Consider the following 16,579-nt stretch of genomic DNA (forward strand, 5'->3'; position numbering starts at 1 on the left):
ACTGGACGAACACGAGATGCTCCCGGGGCGGCCTGTGTGACGTGACGAGCGCCATACCCGCGCGGATGTCACAGGAGCGGCGCGGCCGGCATCTGGTGAGTGACACACGCGTACTGAGGGAGCCGCCGCATGACCGGGACCGATCGAGCCACCGAGGTTTTCGTTGCCCATCGCAACCTCCTGTTCACGGTCGCGTACGAGCTGCTCGGCTCGGCCGCGGACGCCGAGGACGTCCTGCAGGAGACCTGGCTGCGCTGGGTCGGCGTCGACCTCGACACCGTGCTCGACCAGCGCGCGTACCTGGTCCGGATCGCCAGCCGGCAGGCGCTCCAGCGACTCCGTACCCTCGGCCGCCGGCGCGAGTCGTACGTCGGGCCGTGGCTGCCCGAGCCGCTCCTGACCGCGCCGGACGTCGCCGACGACGTCGAACTCGCCGACAGCGTGTCGATGGCGATGCTGCTCGTCCTCGAAACCCTGAAACCCACCGAACGCGCCGTCTTCGTGCTCCGCGAGGTCTTCGGCCTCGAGTACGACGAGATCGCCCAGGCCGTCGACAAGAAGCCCGACGCCGTCCGTCAGATCGCCCACCGTGCCCGATCCCACGTAGCGGCCCGCCGCCCCCGCGGCCCGGTCTCCGCCGACGAGACCCGCGACGCCCTGAAAGCCTTCCAGCGCGCCGTCACCACCGGCGACATCCAGGGCCTCGTCGACATCCTCGCCCCCGACGTCGTCTTCCTCGGTGACGGCGGTGGCGTCGTCCAGGCCCTCCCACGTCCGGTCGTCGGCGCCGAAAAGGTCGCCCGCCTACTCGCCCTGGCCGTCGAGAACCTCACCGAAGCCACCTTCGAAACCACCCACATCAACGGCCGCCCCGCCCTCCTCCTCCGCTTCACCGACGAGGTGGACACGGTCACCGTCCTGCACGTCGAAAACGGCCGAATCACCGGCCTCTACGCCGTCCGCAACCCCGCCAAACTCAGCCACCTCACCGAAGAAAACCTCCTCACCCGCTGATCGTCTGCTGTGGAACCTTCAGCATGCTGTCCACGTGCCCAACCATGAACAGAGCCGCCGGAGGATCCTCGATCCCGGCAACAGCCGTGACCTGCTTGATCGGCTCCGCCCGCACGCAACCAGCCCCGACTTCAAAGTCGTTTGGTGTGGTGAAGGGTGGAAAAGACTCGTCGGCGACTGTCACACGGAGCTCGTCGCCGCCTTTCCCGACTATCGCTTCTACGCCATCAAGGAGAAGTGGGGAGCGCTGTCGTTTCAGGCATGCCCACGGATTGGCGAGGCGACTGTCGAGGAGCTCGTCGAGGTGTCTGCGATCACCGAGAAGTACGCGAGAGTCTCAGAAACCATCTGCGAGTTGTGCGGAGAACCCGGCTCGCTCCGCTCAGACCCTGCCGGATGGGGGACGTTGTGCGATCCGTGCGCTCAGTCAGGGGGTGATGGTTAGTTCGAGTGGGAGGGACAGGTAGAAGCCGGTGAGCGTGATCAGCGAGACGACGAGGGACCATCGGCCGGGTGGGACGGCGTACCCGAGGGTGGGGACGAGTGAGGCTGTGCCAACACGGGCTGGTAGAGCGAGGGTTTGCCCCGGGTCGATGGCGAGCTCGGTCCGCGGTTCGCTGGTCAGGCCGGCGTAGCGGCCCACTACCGCACCGGCGCTGTCGGTCACCGCGGTGTGCAGGCTGCGAACGTTGACGAGCGTCTGCTGATGGTCGGCCCGGTTCGTCACCAGCACGTCCAGCTTGGCGAAGTACCCGGACCGAATCGTCAACGGCGACGGCGCTTCAACGGTGAGCCCTACAACTTCGGCTGGCTCACCAGCCATTTCGAAGATCTGCTCGCCGTAGCGCAACTCCTTGCCCGGGAACCCCAGAGCCCCGACCTGCAAGTCCACAAGTTCGCCGTACTTCGTGTGAAGCTCCTCGGCAATACCGGTCGCCCACGCCGCAAGCCGAATCCGGAACTGCCGTTCGTGCCGCCGCTCCGTGTGAGGGTCCGGGTACACGACAAACGCTCGCGGCGACTCCTCGCGGATCCGCAGTAGATCCAAACGCAAGCTCTCCCAGCCAGCCACTTCTACTCCAGTAACTCCTCGATCCGAGTCGCCAGGACCAGATCCATCCCGCCGGCGACGCGGACGGTGACCGGTCCGCCGCCCGCCCGCTGCGCGAGCTGAATCGTCAGTGTGGGTGTCCCCGCCAGCGGATATTCGAACCAGTCTTCGTCGCCGTACGTGCCGTCCAACGCGCCCGTCAGCGCGGACTCGTCCAGCTCGTCGTACGCGTACCCGATGAATGAACTGATCCTCCGCAGTACCTGCACGACGTGCTGCTCGCCGACGCGGCCCTCGACGTGCGCGACCTCGGCGAGCGGTTGTCCGGTCCGTGCACGGACAAGTCGCCCGATCTGCGGGTCGTACGTATCGATCCCGTACGCAGCCGCGAGCGCAGGCAGTGCGCTGGTCGCTTCCCAGCCGTACGCCAACGTCAGTCCGACGAACCGATCGGCAAGATCTGTACGCCCCCACTGCTTCCGCCACTCGAGATCTTCATGCCACGGAGCGATCCTGTCGGCAAGCTCCGGCCAGCGCCGCAACAGCTCGTCCCGAAACGCCAAGATCCGCTCGTCCGGCTCCAGTTCATCGGCGTCTTCATCCGCAAGCCTGTCGGCCAGACCCTGAGCATCTTCGGCGACTCCGGACACCCAGAAATACAGGTCATAACTCACATCGCCAAGCTATCTCACAGACTCGCCGGCGCAGCCGACACAAACTGGTCGCATGCAGGCCCTTCAGCAGTTGATGATGAGTGGATGGTTGAACGACATACGCGTGCGGCGCCCGGTGGGCGGGCGGTTTATTTGACTGAGCGGCTTTGGGAGTTGGTGGTTGGCCTTCCGGTTGGGGCGGTGCCGATCGAGAGTATTCGGGAGTTCGACGAGGACTGCTGGTTCGGGGGACGGGCGGTGACGTGCCGGATGGTGGCTCGGCATGCTGAGCTGACTCAGAAGGCGGATCTGCGGTATCCGGTGATCCTGTCGGCGGACGGGCGGTTGACGGACGGTGGGCATCGGATCGCGAAGGCGTGGCTGAGCGGCGCGACGACCGTCGATGCGGTGCGTTTCGTCGTCGACCCCGAACCGGACCACATCCTGTGGGACCAGACCGACTGACTACTTCACGAGGTGGGTGGACTCGGGGACGGGCGTGAGAGGCGTGCCGGTCGTGAGGTAGTGGGTGAGGTTTTCCACTACCAGGTCGGCCATGGCGGTGCGGGTGGGTTGGGTGGCGGAGCCTACGTGGGGGAGGAGGACGGCGTTGGGGAGGGTGAGGAGGTCGGGGTGGACCTTCGGCTCGTGTTCGAAGACGTCCAGGCCGGCGGCTTGGATGGTGTTGGTACGGAGGGCGTCGACCAGGGCCTGCTCGTCCACGACGGTGCCGCGGGCCACGTTGATGAGGATGCCGTCGGGGCCTAGGGCCTTCAGGACCTCGGCGTCGACGAGGTGGCGGGTGGTGGGGCCGCCGGGGATGACGATCATCAGGGTGTCGACGTCGGCGGCCATGTCGACGAGGGACGGGTAGTACTTGTAGTCGACCGGCTTCGGGTTGCGGTTGTGGTACGCGACCGAGATGCCGAACGGCTGGACCCGGTCGGCGATCGCCTGGCCGATCCGGCCGAGGCCGAGGATGCCCATCCGGCGGCCGTGCATGGTTGCGCGGGTCAACGGGTACGGCGTACCGCCCGCCCACTTGCCGTCGCGCAGGTACCGCTCGGCCTGGCCGAGCTCGCGGACCGTCATCAGCAGCAGGCCGAGCGCGGTGTCGGCGACCTCGTCGTCGAGGACGCCCGGTGTGTTCGTCACGATCACGCCGCGCTCGGCCGCGGCCGTCGCGTCGATGCGGTCGTACCCGACGCCGAAGCTGGCCACCAGCCGTACGGCGGGGAGCCGGTCCAGCCACGGGCCGTCGATCCTCGCACCGCCGGTGGCGACGGCAACGATCTCGTCCCGGCGGGCCGCGAGTACGCCGTCGGGGTCGGGCTCCTCCCACAACCGGATCAGCTCGCAGTGACCGTCGAGCCCGGCGGCAACGGCGTCGTTCATCGGTCCTGGCATCAGCACGACTGGAAGTCCCATGCGTTCATCCTCGACGACGACCAGCACCCGCACCAGGAACCCGACCGGCACTTCTCAGGAACTGGACCGGAACCGAAGTTCACCCCCGCTTTCCCGCCCGGACCTGTTGCGCCGGCCGATCGAACGACGACGATCAGGACAGGAGGCCATCATGATCATCGACTGCGCTTACTACCGGGACGGACGCCGCCAGCACGTCGAGGCGATGTCGGTCGCCGACGCCGCCGCGAGCTGCCGGGCCGGCGGATTCGTCTGGCTGGGCATGTTCGAACCCACCGCGGACGAACTCGCCGAGGTCCGAGAGAACTTCGGTCTGCACGAGCTGGCCGTCGAGGACGCGCAGACGTTCCACCTGCGGCCCAAGGTCGAACCGTACGAGGGCGACATCCGGCTGGTCATCCTGCGCACCGCCCGGTACGACGACACCCGCGAGGAGGTCGACTTCGGCGAGGTCAGCGTGTTCGTCGGCCCGTCGTTCGTGATCACCGTCCGGCAGGGCGTCGCGAGCGACCTGCACGGCGCCCGGATCCGCCTCGAGCAGCGCCCCGAACTGCTGGAGTGCGGCACCAGTTCGGTCCTGTGGGCGATCCTCGACCAGGTCGTCGACGGGTACGGCCCGGTGGTCGCCGAGCTGGAGCGCGACATCGAGGAGGTCGAGCGGACGGTGTTCGCGGGCTCGGTCGCGCCGACCGAGCGGATCTACTTCCTGCGCCGCGAGGTCACCGACTTCTACCGCGCCGTCCACCCGCTCCTCGCCGTACTCGCGACCCTCGAACGCGACGCCCGCGACACCGCGCTGCTGCCGTACTTCCGCGACGTCCACGATCACCTCGTACTGGTGAACGAGGAGGTCGCCGCGCAACGCGACCTGCTCGCCACGGTGCTGGAGGCGAACATGGCGGTGATCGGCGTCGAGCAGACCAAGGTCAGCGTCCGGCAGAACGCGACCATCGAGCAGCTGACGATCCTGGCAACGGTGTTCCTGCCGCTGACGTTCGTGACGGGGTTCTTCGGTCAGAACTTCGCCTGGCTGACCGAACGGATCGGCCAGGAGTGGGACTTCTTCGTACTGGGCATAGGGGGTCTCGTCTTACCGTGCATCGCCCTCCTGATCTGGTTCCGCCGCCAACGCGCCGCCAGGGACGCCGGCTGAGCAGTAGTACAGTCCGAACACGTGACACCGACCGACAGCCGTGAGCTGGAGAACTTGATCCTGCGGTACGCCGAGCTGGTGGACGACGGGGACTTCGCCGCAGTGGCGGAGCTCCTGGCGGACACGACGTACCAGGGGAGCGGCGCCCCGTTGCAAGGACGGGCCGAGATCGAGCGGTGGTTCCACGACACGGTGATCGTCTATCCGGACGGTACGCCGCGGACGCAGCACGTCACGACCAACATCGCGATCGAGGCCGACGGCAACGACGCGGCGCAGGCTCGCTCGTACGTGACCGTTCTGCAGGCATTGCCCGGCGAAGGGCCGCAGATCATCGCGGCCGGGCGCTACCGCGACCGGTTCGAACGCCGTGACGGCAGCTGGCGCTGGACGGAACGTACGGTCAAGATCCGCCTGGTCGGCGACGTCAGCAAGCACCTGCGGTCGTGAAGCCGAAGCTGATCGTTCTACGGGGCAACTCCGGCTCCGGCAAGAGCTCTGTGGTGGAGGCGTTGCGGGAGCGCTACGGCCACGGGATTGCCTACATCGAGCAGGACTACGTACGGCGTACCGTCTTCCAGGAGCTGGCCGAGCCGGACGGGGCGAACATCGCGTTGATCGGCCAGATGGCGGGCTATGCACTCGCCCGTGGCTTCCATGCGGTCGTGGAGGGCATCCTGCCGACCGTGAGGTACGCACGGATGCTGCAGCAACTGCACCGTGACCACGGCGGCCACTTCTACTACCTGGACATCCCGTTCGAGGAGACCGTGCGGCGGCATGCGACCCGTGACAAGGCGACTGCGTTCACGGCCGACGACATGGCTGCCTGGTACCGCTCGAAGGATCTGCTGGACGAGCCGCGCGAGACGGTCATCGACGAGACCAGCTCGCTCGACGCGACCGTCCGGCAGATCCTCAACGAGACCGGACTACTCCGACCAGCCACCCAGCCGCAGGTCGGCGACGACGACAGGCTGACCGGTAGCGAGTGACTGGTTTGCGGCGATCCCGACCGCGACCGCCCGAACGCCGTCGTGCACGTCCGCGGCCCGCCCGAGCGGATCGTTGCCCGCGCCAACGAACAGGTCGTCGTACAGCAGCTTGTCGCCGCCGCCGTGGCCGCCCTCGCCGCGTGGGATCTCGACCTCGACGGCGGTCGCCCAGTGCTTCTGGAGGACGAGCCGCTCGCCGTTGGTACGGACGTCGCCCGCGATCACCCGGTCCGACGGGTAGCTCGGGTCGATCTGGTCGTCGACGACCGCGGCCCGCTCGACCACTTCGAGCTCGGCGCGACCGAGCGTGCCGTTGACCGAGACCCGGTAGCCCTCCCACGGCGAGTGCGCGTTCAGTGAGTAGCTCAGCCGGGCGCCGTTCGCGTACTCCGCGATCACCGACATGTTGTCCTCGATCGTGATCCCCGGCGCGAACACGTCCTGGTCGCGCAGGTACCCGTCGTACTTCTCAGCCTCGTAGTACAGCTGCCGGTTGGTGTCGTCGGTGCGCAGGTCGAGCAGCCACGGGTCGTTGGCGGACCCATCGATCGTGCCGCGCGCCGGCCGCTCGCCCAGACCGCGGGCGGTGGCGTTCTCGGAGCCGTAGAACGACAGCCCGCCGGACGCGAACACGCGGGTCGGCTGGGAGGCGATCCACCAGTTCACCAGGTCGAAGTGGTGGGACGCCTTGTGGATCAGCAGACCGCCGGAGTTCTTCTTCTCGCGGTGCCAGCGGCGGAAGTAGTCCGCGCCGTGCCGGGTGTCCAGCACCCACTGGAACTCGACGCTGGTGACCTGGCCGATCTCGCCGTCCTGGATGACCTGGCGGAGTGCGCTGTTCCGCGGTGAGTACCGGTAGTTGAACGTGACGACCACGGACTTGCCGGACTCGTTCATCGCGTCGACGATCTGCCGGGTGCCGTCGGCGTCGATGGTCAGCGGCTTCTCGACGATCACGTCGGCGCCGGCGCGCAGCAGTCGCGACACCACCGCGGCGTGGGTGTAGTCGGGGCTGGTCACCACGACGCGGTCGACGGACTGCTCCTTGACCATCCGCTCGAGGTCGTCGGCGCCGTACTGCGGAAGCTCGGGACCGCCGAGCTCGGTCAGCTTGGTCTGGTGGAACGCGAGCCGGCCCGGGTTCGGGTCGAGCAGGGCGACGAGCTCGGCCTCCTCGGGGTGCTCCTGGAGGATGGCGCGGATGTACGACTGCGCTCGCGATCCGGTTCCGGCGACTGCGTAGCGTCTGGGCACGGCGGCTCCTTCTACTCGTGTAGATCGACAACGCTAGCAACCGCTTTCCGACCCGGTCAACCGTCGTACCATCTCTGCATGCCGAAGGAACCGGTCACCCGGAACGACGTCGCGGAGTACGCCGGCGTGAGCACCGCCGTGGTCAGCTACGTCGTGAACGAGGGCCCGCGGAAGGTCGCGCCGGAGACCCGGGACCGGGTGCTGGCGGCGATCCGCGCGCTCGGCTACCGGCCGAACGCGACCGCGCGGGCGCTCCGGATGGGCACCACGCGGACGTTCGGGCTGATCACCCCGGACGGCGGGAACCCGCTGTTCGCGGAACTCGCGAAGGCGATCGACCGGGAGGCGGCGGCGCGCGGGTACGTCGTACTGCAGACCAGCGCCGACGGCGACCCGGAGACCGAGAACGCGAAGATCGCCGAGCTGCTCGCCCGCCAGGTCAGCGGCCTGATCCTGGTGGCGCCGACCGAGGACCCGAACCTGCGGGACGTCGAGGTCCCGGTGATCGCGGTCAACCGGCGGCTGCCGATGGTCAGCTCGGTGCGCCCGGCGTACCTCGAAGGGGCCCGGCTCGGCGTCGAGCACCTGATCTCGCACGGCCACCGGCGGATCGGGCTGGTGATCGGCGGCGCCGGCCATCCCGAACGCGAGCTCGGCTGGCGTATGGCGCTGGCGACCGCGGGGTTGCCGGAAGGGCCGGTCATCCGGGCCCCGTTCTCCCGCGAGGGCGGGTACCGGGCCGGGCAGGTCATGCTCCGGCACGAGCCGACCGCGATCTTCGCCAGCTCCGACCTGCAGGCGATCGGCGTACTGCGGGCCCTGCACGAGTCGGGCGTCGACGTGCCCGGGGACGTGGCGGTGGTGGCGTTCGACGGTACGCCGGAAACGGAGTACACCTGGCCGCCGCTCACCGTCGTACGCCAGCCGGTCGAGGGCCTTGCGCGGGAGGCGGTCCGACGGCTGATCGAAGGTGAGGAGTCGGTCGAGGCCGTGGCCGTCCCGACGGAGCTGATCCGCCGGAGGTCGTGCGGCTGTTAGAGGGTGCCGACGTCCTCGAAGATGAGGGCGGTGCGGGTCGCGAGGACCTCGGGGATCGCCTGGAGCTTCTCCAGCACCAGACGGCGCAGGCCCTCGTTGTCGGCCGCGCGGACCAGCAGGATCGCGTCGAAGTCGCCGCCGACCAGCGCCATGTGCTTGATCTCCGGGATCGCCTGGAGCTGCTTGCGGAGCGTCCGCCACGAGCTCTGCCGGAGACTCAGCGTGACGTACGCCGACGTGCCGAGGCCGAGCCGGAGCGGGTCGACGGTGACCGTGAAACCGGTGATCACGCCGGTGTTCGTGAGCCGCTCGACCCGCGCGTACGCGTTCGCCCGGGAGATGTGCACCTCGTCGGCGAGCGCCCGGATCGACAGCCGTCCGTCCCGGCCGAGCGCCTCGATGATCAGCCGGTCGACCTCGTCGAGCGCCGGGGCGACGACAATCTGTCCAGGACCGGCCCGGTGGACCATCACCTCGTCAGACATTTCGAGCGCCCAATCTGTCGTCGGAAACCAAACGTCTCGCGATTCTCCCAGCTATGGATCCACTTGACCAGGAGGTACGACGATATGGCTACCGTCCGTCTCCTGCGCTGGAGGGTCCATGACCACCGTCTCGGAGCAGCAGCTGCTCCCCTCCGCGGAACCCGTCTGTCTGATCGACCAGAACGGCGTACCGCACGAGAACCCGTCGTACGAGCTGCCCGCGAGGGAGCGGCTCGTTGACGGCTACACACAGTTGATCAAGGCCCGGCGGTTCAACGACCAGGCGAGCGCGCTGGTCCGCCAGGGACGGCTGGCGGTCTACCCGTCGTCGTACGGGCAGGAGGCCTGCCAGATCGCGGCCACGATGGTGCTCCGCGAGGACGACTGGCTGTTCCCGACGTACCGCGACTCGGCCGCGATCATGAGCCGGGGCGTCGACCCGATCGAGACGCTGACGCTGCTCCGCGGCGACTGGCACTCGGGCTACGACCCGTACGAGCACAAGGTCGCGCCGCAGTCGACCCCGCTCGCGACCCAGCTCCCGCACGCGGTCGGGGTCGCGCACGCGGCCCGGCTGAAGGGCGAGGACACGGTCGTGATGGCGCTGGTCGGCGACGGCGGCACCAGCGAGGGCGACTTCCACGAGGCGCTCAACTTCGCGGCGGTGTTCCGGGCGCCGGTGGTGTTCTTCGTCCAGAACAACGAGTACGCGATCTCCGTCCCGCTGTCGAGGCAGAGCGCCGCGCCGTCCCTTGCGCACAAGGGCATCGGGTACGGCGTTCCCGGTGAACGGGCCGACGGCAACGATCTGGCCGGATTGCTCGCGGTGCTCGGGAAAGCCGTTGAGAAAGCGCGGTCCGGCGAAGGACCGCAGCTGATCGAGGCGCACACGTACCGGGTCCAGGCGCACACGAACGCCGACGACGCGACCCGGTACCGCGAGGACGCCGAGGTCGCGCCGTGGCTCGACCGCGACCCGATCGACCGGCTGGTCAGCTATCTCTCGGCGAACGGCGGGTTGACGGACGAGGTGAAGCAGCGCGCGGAGGAAGGATCTACACGAGTAGCCGCGCAGCTACGGGACGGGCTGATGCCGGAGCCCGAGGTGGAGCCGGCCGAGATGTTCGCCTACCTGTACGCCGAGCAGACGCAGCAACTGCGCGAGCAGGCCGCGTTCCTGCGCGACGAGCTGGCCCGAGAGGAGGCCTGACGATGACGCACACGAAGATCTCGATGGCGCAGGCGCTCAACCAGGCGCTCCGCGACGCGATGGCCGCCGACGAGACCGTGGTGATGTTCGGCGAGGACGTCGGCGCGCTCGGCGGCGTGTTCCGGATCACCGACGGGCTGACCGCGGAGTTCGGCGAGAACCGCTGCTTCGACACGCCGCTGGCCGAGGCCGGCATCGTCGGGATGGCGGTCGGGATGGCGATGAACGGGCTGCGCCCGGTGGTCGAGATGCAGTTCGACGCGTTCGGGTACCCGGCGTTCGAGCAGGTCGTCTCGCACGTCGCGAAGATGCGCAACCGGACCCGCGGGAAGGTCACGCTGCCGATGGTGATCCGGATCCCGTACGGCGGCGGCATCGGCGGCGTCGAGCACCACAGCGACTCGTCGGAGAGCTACTTCGCGCACACGCCGGGCCTCACCGTGGTGACGCCGGCGACGGTCGCGGACGCCTACGGGTTGTTGCGTAAGGCAATCGAGTTCCCGGATCCGGTCGTGTTCATGGAGCCGAAGAAGCTCTACTGGGCGAAGGAAGAGGTCGACCTCACCGAGTCGCAGCCGCCGATCGGTAAGGCCGTCGTACGGCGGGAGGGCGCGGACGCGACGCTGATCGCGTACGGGCCCGCGGTGCCGGTCGCGCTGGAGGCGGCCGAGGTCGCGGCGGCCGAAGGGCGGCAGCTGACCGTGGTGGACCTGCGGTCGGTGGTGCCGTTCGACGACGAGACGGTGTGCGCGGCGGTCCGGCGTACCGGGCGGGCCGTGGTGGTCGCGGAGGCGAGCGGGTTCGCGAGCGTGTCGTCGGAGATCGTTGCCCGGGTCACCGAGAAGTGCTTCCACTCGCTGGCCGCGCCGGTACGGCGGGTGACCGCGTTCGACATCCCGTTCCCGCCGCCGAAGCTGGAGAAGTACCAGCTGCCCAGCGTGGACCGCATCCTCGACGCGGTCGACGACCTGCAGTGGGAGGACTCGTGAACACCTTCCTGCTCCCGGACCTCGGTGAAGGGCTGACCGAGGCGGAGCTCGTGCGCTGGCTGGTGAAGGTGGGCGACGTGGTCGCCGTCGACACCCCGATCGCCGAGGTCGAGACGGCCAAGTCGATCGTCGAGCTGCCCTCGCCGTACGCCGGGGTGATCGAGGAGCTACACGGTGAGCCCGGTACGACGGTCCCGGTCGGGAAACCGCTGATCACCGTCGGGGACTCGGCGGGGGCGGCGGGGCGCGAGGATCCGGCGGGGTCGGCGTCCCGTGGGGATCTGGCGGGGTCGGCCTACCGTGAGGAGGAGCTGGCCGGGTCAGGGAACGTGCTGGTCGGCTACGGGACGGTGGAGTCGACCGGGGCCGGTCGCCGTCGGAAACCACGGGTTTCCGGCGTCTCCGGTGGTTCCGGTGCTTCCGGGGGTTCGGAATCGCCGGCTCGGGTGCCGCTGGTGATCTCGCCGCTGGTGCGGCGGATGGCGCGGGACGCGGGGATCGATCTACACGAGTTGACCGGGTCCGGGCCGGACGGGCTGATCGTGCGCCGGGACGTGGAACACGCGATCTCCTTCCGTACCGCACCTGTGCCCCAGCCGGCGCTTGAGGATCGGACCGGTCTACACGAGTTGCGCCGTACCCCGATGAGCGGCTTCCGGAAGGCGGTCGTCGCGACGCTGACCCGGAGCCGGGCGGAGATCCCCGAGGCGACCACCTGGGTCGACGTCGACGCGACCGCGCTCGTGGAGCTCCGTGCATCGTTGCGGACGGCAACGGACCCGGGACCGGGTCTACTCGCGTTGATGGCCCGCTTCGTGGTCGCCGGGCTGCTCAAGTACCCGGAGCTCAACGGGTACGTCGACACCGCGCGCGAGGAACTCGTCCAGTACGACGGGGTGAACCTCGGGCTGGCGGCGCAGACGGACCGCGGTCTCGTCGTACCGGCGGTCGGCAACGCGCACACGCTGACGACGCGCGGGCTGGACGCGGAGATCCGCCGGCTGACCACGTCCGCACGGGACGGGCGGCTGACCCAGCAGGAGCTGACGTCCGGGACGTTCACGCTGAACAACTACGGCAGCTTCGGCGTCGACGGCAGTGCCGCGATCATCAACCACCCGCAGGTCGCGATCCTCGGCGTCGGCCGGATCATCGACCGGCCGTGGGTGGTCGACGGCGAGATCGCCGTCCGCAAGCTGACCCAGCTGTCCCTCGTCTTCGACCACCGGGTCTGCGACGGCGGCACCGCGGCGGCCTTCCTACGCTTCGTCGCCGACGCGTTCGAGAACCCGGCGTCCGTGTTCGCGGATCTCTAGAAGATCTGTCGCGGCCTGAGGCCGACGAGGATCACCCGCAGCCCGGAGGCGAAACGAGCCTCCGGGCCGGCGGTGCTCTCCCGGCTCAGGTACGCCGTCAGATGCCCGGCGTCGACACCCATCCGGTCGGCCGACCTCGACGCCCAGCGCGGCTCGCTCAGGCCGCTGCGGCGTACGACCGAGAGCCAGGCCGAGTCGGCGACGGCCGAGCCGATCAGATAGTGGATGACGGCGGACACCGCCGAGTCCAGGTGCGTGCCTTTGAAGCCGGCCGTGACCAGGATGTGCTGCACGCGGTCTGTGAGGGCCTGGTAATTCGGACCGAGTCCGGCGTGCGTCGGGAGGAGCCGCGCGGCCCACGGGTGTTCCCACAGCGCCTGGTACGCGGCCGTCACGACATCGGTCACCTGCTCGCGCCAGTCGCCCTCGGTCTCGACGAATGCCTCGGCGAACACGGTGTCGACGATCAATTCGAGTAGATCGTCCTTGGTCGCGATCCGCCAGTACAGCGCGGACGTTGCCGCCGTACCCAGCTCGGCTGCCATCGCCCGCATCGAGAACGCGTCCAGCCCGTCCCGGTCCAGCACCCGGATCGCGGCCGCGACGATGTCGTCGCGGCTCAGCCGGTTCCGCGTCGGCTCCGGCTCGTCCCGCAACCACACCGATCCGAGCGCTGTCCGTCGATCTGCCTCACGCACTGAAACAGTGTGTCACAGTCGAGAACATCGTTTCACGACCAAAGTCGGGCAGCCCGCGACCTCGGTACGACGACCTGTCGGCCGTACCGGCGAAGACTCGAAGGCATGACGATCAACCGCGCCCAGTTCCTCGCTCTCGGAGCAGCCGCAGCGACAGCAGGAGTGGTGACACCTGCCGCCGCGACACCGAACCGGCTCACGCTCAGGGGCGTCGCGTACGACACCGGTGGTGGTCCCGACGACAGCCGCGCACGGTGGCGGCACAGCCTGATGCGCGGCGAGATCCACGCCGTCCGGCACCGGCTGCACGCGAACTAGGTCAGCTTCTACGGCAGCGACGTACGCCGGCTGATCGACACCGCGACGGTCGCGCTCGAGGAAGGGCTGACGGTGTCGATCCAGCCGCGGTCGTTCGACGAACCGCAGGCGGCGGAACTGGAGAAGCTGCGGCAGGTCGCGGTCGAGGCGGAGCGGTTGCGCCGCCGGTACGACCAGGAGGTGATCCTGGTCGTCGGCTGCGAGTTCATGCTGTTCACGCCGGGGATCGTGCCGGGCGCGAGCTTCTACGAGCGGGTCGAGTACCTGACCAAGGGTGGCTTCGACATGGCCGCGCTACAACGGAAGTTCCGCGCGTTCACCGCCCGCATGGTGAAGGTTGCCCGCAGCAACTTCCACGGCCGGGTCACGTACGGCGCGGCGTCGGACCTCGAGCAGGTGGACTGGTCGATCTTCGACATCGTCGGGCTGGACTACTACTCGTACCACGCGGACCACGCCGGGCACGCGAAGGAGCTGGGCCCGTTCAGGCGGTGGAACAAGCCGATCCTGGTCCTGGAGTTCGGCTGCTGCACGTTCACCGGCGCGGCGAAGCTCGGTGGGATGGGGTGGGACATCGTCGACTACAGCGGCGACGTCCCGGTCATCCCACCGCAGTACGTGCGCAACGAGCAGGAGCAGGCGGACCACCTGACCGACATGCTGCAGGTCTTCACCGAGCAGGGCTTCCTAGGGGCGTCGCCGTACACCTTCATCTCACCCGACGCCCCACATCGCCCCCACGACCGCCCCCACGACGAGGACATAGCCGCCTTCAGCCTCTGCAAGGTCCTCCGCTACGAAGACCAAAACCCGGCCTCCCGATACCACTGGCTACCGAAGAAGTCCTTCCACGCGGTCGCCAGGACCTACCGCTAGGCCACGTTGAAGGTGTCGGGGTCTGGGCCGGTGCGTTCGTTGCGGTCCAGGGAGCTGAGGGTGGTCACGTCGTCGGGGGTGAGGGTGAAGTCGAAGACGTTGAGGTTCTCGCGGATGCGGGAGGGGGTGACCGACTTCGGGATGACGATGTTGCCGAGCTGCAGGTGCCAGCGGAGTACTACCTGGGCCGGTGTGCGGTCGTACTGCTTGGCCAGCAGCTCTACGCCCGGTTCGGCGAGCAGCGCGCCGCCCTTGGCCAGCGGGCTCCACGCTTCCGTACGGATGCCGAAGTCGGCGTTGTACGCGCGTACGTCGGTCTGCTGCAGGTACGGGTGCAGTTCTACCTGGTTCACCGCGGGGGTAATGCCGGTGAGGCGGTCGAGGTGGTCCGGCTGGAAGTTCGACACCCCGATCGCACGGACCCGACCGTCGGCGTACAGCTTCTCCAGCGCGCGCCAGCTGTCGGCGTAGAGGTCACGGGCAGGCGTTGGCCAGTGGATGAGGTACAGGTCGAGGTAGTCGAGGCCCAGCAACGACAGGCTCTGGTCGAACGCCTTGAGCGTCGAGTCGTAGCCCTGGTCCGCGTTCCACAGCTTGGTGGTGATGAACAGCTCGCCCCGGTCGATCCCGGAGGCGGCAAGCGCCTGCCCGACACCTGCCTCGTTCTGGTACGCCGCAGCCGTGTCGATGCTCCGGTACCCGGCCTCGAGCGCGTGCGTCACGGCTGTTGCGGTCTCGTCGTTCGGGACCTGGAAGACGCCGTACCCGAGCTGGGGCATCTCGACGCCGTTGTTGAGCTTCACGGTGGGGATCATCAGTGGCTTCCTTCAAGAACGAGCGCGGGCGTGTGGCTGGTGCGGTCCAGCAGGCCCGAGATGAGTGCGACAACCAGGCCGGCGACAGCGAGCGCAGCGCCGACCCAGTTCGGGGCGGTGTAGCCGAGGCCGCGCTCGATGGTCAGCCCACCGAGGTACGCGCCTACAGCGTTGCCCAGGTTGAATGCGGCGATGTTGGCGGCAGACGCCAGCGCGGGAGCGCCCTGCGCCTTGTCCATGACGCGCTTCTGCAGCGGAGCGACCGTCGCGAAGCCGGCTGCACCGAAGAGCGCGATCGTGACGGCGGAGGGGATCTTGGCGTGCGCCGTGAAGACAAACACGACCAGTACTGCGGCCAGCAGAGTAAGGATCAGGTACAGGCTCGGCATCAGCGATCGGTCCGCTGCCTTGCCGCCCAGCAGGTTGCCCACCACGAGCCCCCCGCCGAACAGCACCAGCAGCCAGGTCACCGCTCCGGTTGAGAAGCCCGCGACCTCAGTCATCATCGGTGCGATGTAGGTGAACGACGCGAACACACCCGCGAAGCCCAGTGCAGTCATGGCGAGCGCCAGCCACACCTGCAGGCTCTTGAACACCGCCAGCTCGCTACGCAGACCAGGACCTTCCGCAGAACCCTGCCGCGGTACCAGGAACACAATGCCCAGCAGCCCGACCACCCCGAGCGCAGTGACGGCCCAGAACGTCGACCGCCACCCGAAGTGCTGCCCGAGCGCAGTCCCACCCGGTACGCCGAGCACGTTGGCGATCGTCAGCCCGGTGAACATCAGCGCGATCGCACTTGCCTGCTTCGCCTTCGGTACCAGCGACGCGGCCACGACCGATCCGACACCGAAGAACGCTCCGTGGGACAGCGCTGCCACGATCCGCCCGGTCATCAGCACGCCGTACGACGGGGCGACCGCGGAGAGCAGGTTGCCCGCGATGAAGACGCCCATCAGCGCGATCAGCACGGTCTTGCGGGAGATCTTGGAGCCGATCGCGGTCAGCAGCGGGGCGCCGACCACGACGCCCAGTGCGTAGCCGGAGATGAGCAGTCCGGCGGACGGGATGCTGACGCCGAAGTCGGTGGCGACCTCGGGGAGCAGTCCCATGATGACGAACTCGGTGGTGCCGATCCCGAAAGCGCCGATAGCGAGCGCGAGGAGGGCCGCGGGCATGGGTTCTTCTCTCTTCCGAATGTAGTCTTACAACTGTTACCGGCGTGCGCGATAGTTGCACACGCGGACTATTGCATAAGCGCTATGATTGCGCATGCAAGCGTGATG

Annotated in this window: 20 protein-coding genes; 11 read left to right on the forward strand and 9 right to left on the reverse strand. The window is 68.4% G+C overall.

Going from position 1 to position 16,579, the window contains the following annotated elements; translation table 11 throughout:
* Positions 1-129: 129 nt before the first annotated feature.
* Positions 130-1,014, forward strand: a complete 885-nt coding sequence (locus tag ACQHIV_RS33300) for an RNA polymerase sigma-70 factor (RefSeq protein WP_427887992.1) — start codon at positions 130-132, stop codon at positions 1,012-1,014.
* On the opposite strand, the gene ACQHIV_RS33305 is transcribed toward ACQHIV_RS33300, so the two are convergent.
* The 3 genes from ACQHIV_RS33305 to ACQHIV_RS33315 all read right to left on the reverse strand — a co-directional run bounded on the left by ACQHIV_RS33305 (position 1,004) and on the right by ACQHIV_RS33315 (position 2,739).
* On the reverse strand, positions 1,004-1,198 hold the full coding sequence (locus tag ACQHIV_RS33305; RefSeq protein ID WP_427887994.1) for a hypothetical protein: 195 nt from the start codon (positions 1,196-1,198) through the stop codon (positions 1,004-1,006). The two genes, ACQHIV_RS33300 and ACQHIV_RS33305, sit on opposite strands and share 11 nt — an antisense overlap.
* 243 nt (positions 1,199-1,441) lie before the next feature.
* Entirely contained in the window at positions 1,442-2,086 is a 645-nt protein-coding gene (locus tag ACQHIV_RS33310) for a hypothetical protein (protein WP_427887995.1), read from the reverse strand.
* A gap of 2 nt (positions 2,087-2,088) precedes the next feature.
* Complete coding sequence (locus tag ACQHIV_RS33315) at positions 2,089-2,739, reverse strand: hypothetical protein (RefSeq protein ID WP_427887996.1); 651 nt, start codon at positions 2,737-2,739, stop codon at positions 2,089-2,091.
* A gap of 180 nt (positions 2,740-2,919) precedes the next feature.
* Here ACQHIV_RS33315 and ACQHIV_RS33320 point away from each other — a divergent pair, with 180 nt between their 5' ends.
* Positions 2,920-3,183: a hypothetical protein gene (locus tag ACQHIV_RS33320; RefSeq protein WP_427887998.1), complete on the forward strand. Its 264-nt coding sequence runs from the start codon at positions 2,920-2,922 to the stop codon at positions 3,181-3,183.
* On the opposite strand, the gene ACQHIV_RS33325 is transcribed toward ACQHIV_RS33320, so the two are convergent.
* The gene (locus tag ACQHIV_RS33325) at positions 3,184-4,146 is read right to left on the reverse strand and encodes a 2-hydroxyacid dehydrogenase (RefSeq protein ID WP_427887999.1); all 963 of its coding nucleotides are present in this window, start codon (positions 4,144-4,146) and stop codon (positions 3,184-3,186) included.
* A 151-nt stretch (positions 4,147-4,297) separates the two neighbouring features.
* On the opposite strand from ACQHIV_RS33325, the gene ACQHIV_RS33330 reads away from it, so the two are divergent.
* Genes ACQHIV_RS33330 through ACQHIV_RS33340 form a run of 3 tightly spaced genes read left to right on the forward strand, consistent with a single transcriptional unit; the run spans position 4,298 to position 6,294 of the window.
* Entirely contained in the window at positions 4,298-5,299 is a 1,002-nt protein-coding gene (locus tag ACQHIV_RS33330) for a magnesium and cobalt transport protein CorA (RefSeq protein ID WP_427888000.1), read from the forward strand.
* Positions 5,300-5,320: 21 nt separating this feature from the next.
* Positions 5,321-5,749: a nuclear transport factor 2 family protein gene (locus ACQHIV_RS33335; protein WP_427888002.1), complete on the forward strand. Its 429-nt coding sequence runs from the start codon at positions 5,321-5,323 to the stop codon at positions 5,747-5,749.
* The gene (locus ACQHIV_RS33340; protein ID WP_427888004.1) at positions 5,746-6,294 is read left to right on the forward strand and encodes an AAA family ATPase; all 549 of its coding nucleotides are present in this window, start codon (positions 5,746-5,748) and stop codon (positions 6,292-6,294) included. The genes ACQHIV_RS33335 and ACQHIV_RS33340 overlap by 4 nt, the downstream gene beginning before the upstream one ends.
* Here the strand turns inward: ACQHIV_RS33340 and ACQHIV_RS33345 are convergent.
* Entirely contained in the window at positions 6,232-7,548 is a 1,317-nt protein-coding gene (locus ACQHIV_RS33345) for a Gfo/Idh/MocA family protein (RefSeq protein ID WP_427888006.1), read from the reverse strand. The genes ACQHIV_RS33340 and ACQHIV_RS33345 overlap by 63 nt on opposite strands.
* 78 nt (positions 7,549-7,626) lie before the next feature.
* On the opposite strand from ACQHIV_RS33345, the gene ACQHIV_RS33350 reads away from it, so the two are divergent.
* The gene (locus ACQHIV_RS33350; RefSeq protein ID WP_427888008.1) at positions 7,627-8,586 is read left to right on the forward strand and encodes a LacI family DNA-binding transcriptional regulator; all 960 of its coding nucleotides are present in this window, start codon (positions 7,627-7,629) and stop codon (positions 8,584-8,586) included.
* Here the strand turns inward: ACQHIV_RS33350 and ACQHIV_RS33355 are convergent.
* A complete protein-coding gene (locus ACQHIV_RS33355) occupies positions 8,583-9,071 on the reverse strand; it encodes an Lrp/AsnC family transcriptional regulator (RefSeq protein ID WP_380194899.1) in 489 nt (162 codons plus the stop codon). The genes ACQHIV_RS33350 and ACQHIV_RS33355 overlap by 4 nt on opposite strands.
* A gap of 118 nt (positions 9,072-9,189) precedes the next feature.
* Here ACQHIV_RS33355 and ACQHIV_RS33360 point away from each other — a divergent pair, with 118 nt between their 5' ends.
* The 3 genes from ACQHIV_RS33360 to ACQHIV_RS33370 are packed head-to-tail and all read left to right on the forward strand — an operon-like array spanning position 9,190 to position 12,586.
* Positions 9,190-10,281, forward strand: coding sequence for a thiamine pyrophosphate-dependent dehydrogenase E1 component subunit alpha (locus ACQHIV_RS33360; protein WP_427888011.1), 1,092 nt, complete (start codon positions 9,190-9,192; stop codon positions 10,279-10,281).
* Between the two features lie 2 nt (positions 10,282-10,283).
* A complete protein-coding gene (locus ACQHIV_RS33365) occupies positions 10,284-11,270 on the forward strand; it encodes an alpha-ketoacid dehydrogenase subunit beta (RefSeq protein ID WP_427888013.1) in 987 nt (328 codons plus the stop codon).
* Positions 11,267-12,586 carry a dihydrolipoamide acetyltransferase family protein gene (locus ACQHIV_RS33370; protein WP_427888015.1) on the forward strand — a complete coding sequence of 440 codons (1,320 nt, stop codon included), beginning with the start codon at positions 11,267-11,269 and terminating at the stop codon, positions 12,584-12,586. Before ACQHIV_RS33365 ends, ACQHIV_RS33370 begins: the two co-directional genes overlap by 4 nt.
* Here ACQHIV_RS33370 and ACQHIV_RS33375 read toward each other — a convergent pair.
* Positions 12,583-13,284 (reverse strand): TetR/AcrR family transcriptional regulator, encoded by a 702-nt coding sequence (locus ACQHIV_RS33375; RefSeq protein ID WP_427888017.1) that lies wholly within the window; start codon positions 13,282-13,284, stop codon positions 12,583-12,585. The two genes, ACQHIV_RS33370 and ACQHIV_RS33375, sit on opposite strands and share 4 nt — an antisense overlap.
* Positions 13,285-13,389: 105 nt before the next feature.
* On the opposite strand from ACQHIV_RS33375, the gene ACQHIV_RS33380 reads away from it, so the two are divergent.
* Both ACQHIV_RS33380 and ACQHIV_RS33385 read left to right on the forward strand, forming a co-directional pair.
* A complete protein-coding gene (locus tag ACQHIV_RS33380) occupies positions 13,390-13,602 on the forward strand; it encodes a hypothetical protein (protein WP_427888019.1) in 213 nt (70 codons plus the stop codon).
* Between the two features lie 72 nt (positions 13,603-13,674).
* Complete coding sequence (locus tag ACQHIV_RS33385; protein ID WP_427888021.1) at positions 13,675-14,478, forward strand: hypothetical protein; 804 nt, start codon at positions 13,675-13,677, stop codon at positions 14,476-14,478.
* Here ACQHIV_RS33385 and ACQHIV_RS33390 read toward each other — a convergent pair.
* Together ACQHIV_RS33390 and ACQHIV_RS33395 are read right to left on the reverse strand one after the other, a co-directional pair.
* A complete protein-coding gene (locus tag ACQHIV_RS33390) occupies positions 14,475-15,296 on the reverse strand; it encodes an aldo/keto reductase (RefSeq protein ID WP_427896618.1) in 822 nt (273 codons plus the stop codon). The genes ACQHIV_RS33385 and ACQHIV_RS33390 overlap by 4 nt on opposite strands.
* Positions 15,293-16,471, reverse strand: coding sequence for an MFS transporter (locus ACQHIV_RS33395; RefSeq protein WP_427888023.1), 1,179 nt, complete (start codon positions 16,469-16,471; stop codon positions 15,293-15,295). Before ACQHIV_RS33395 ends, ACQHIV_RS33390 begins: the two co-directional genes overlap by 4 nt.
* Positions 16,472-16,579 lie beyond the last annotated feature (108 nt).

It is taken from the genome of Kribbella polygonati (genome assembly GCF_050320105.1).
Classification (GTDB): domain Bacteria; phylum Actinomycetota; class Actinomycetes; order Propionibacteriales; family Kribbellaceae; genus Kribbella.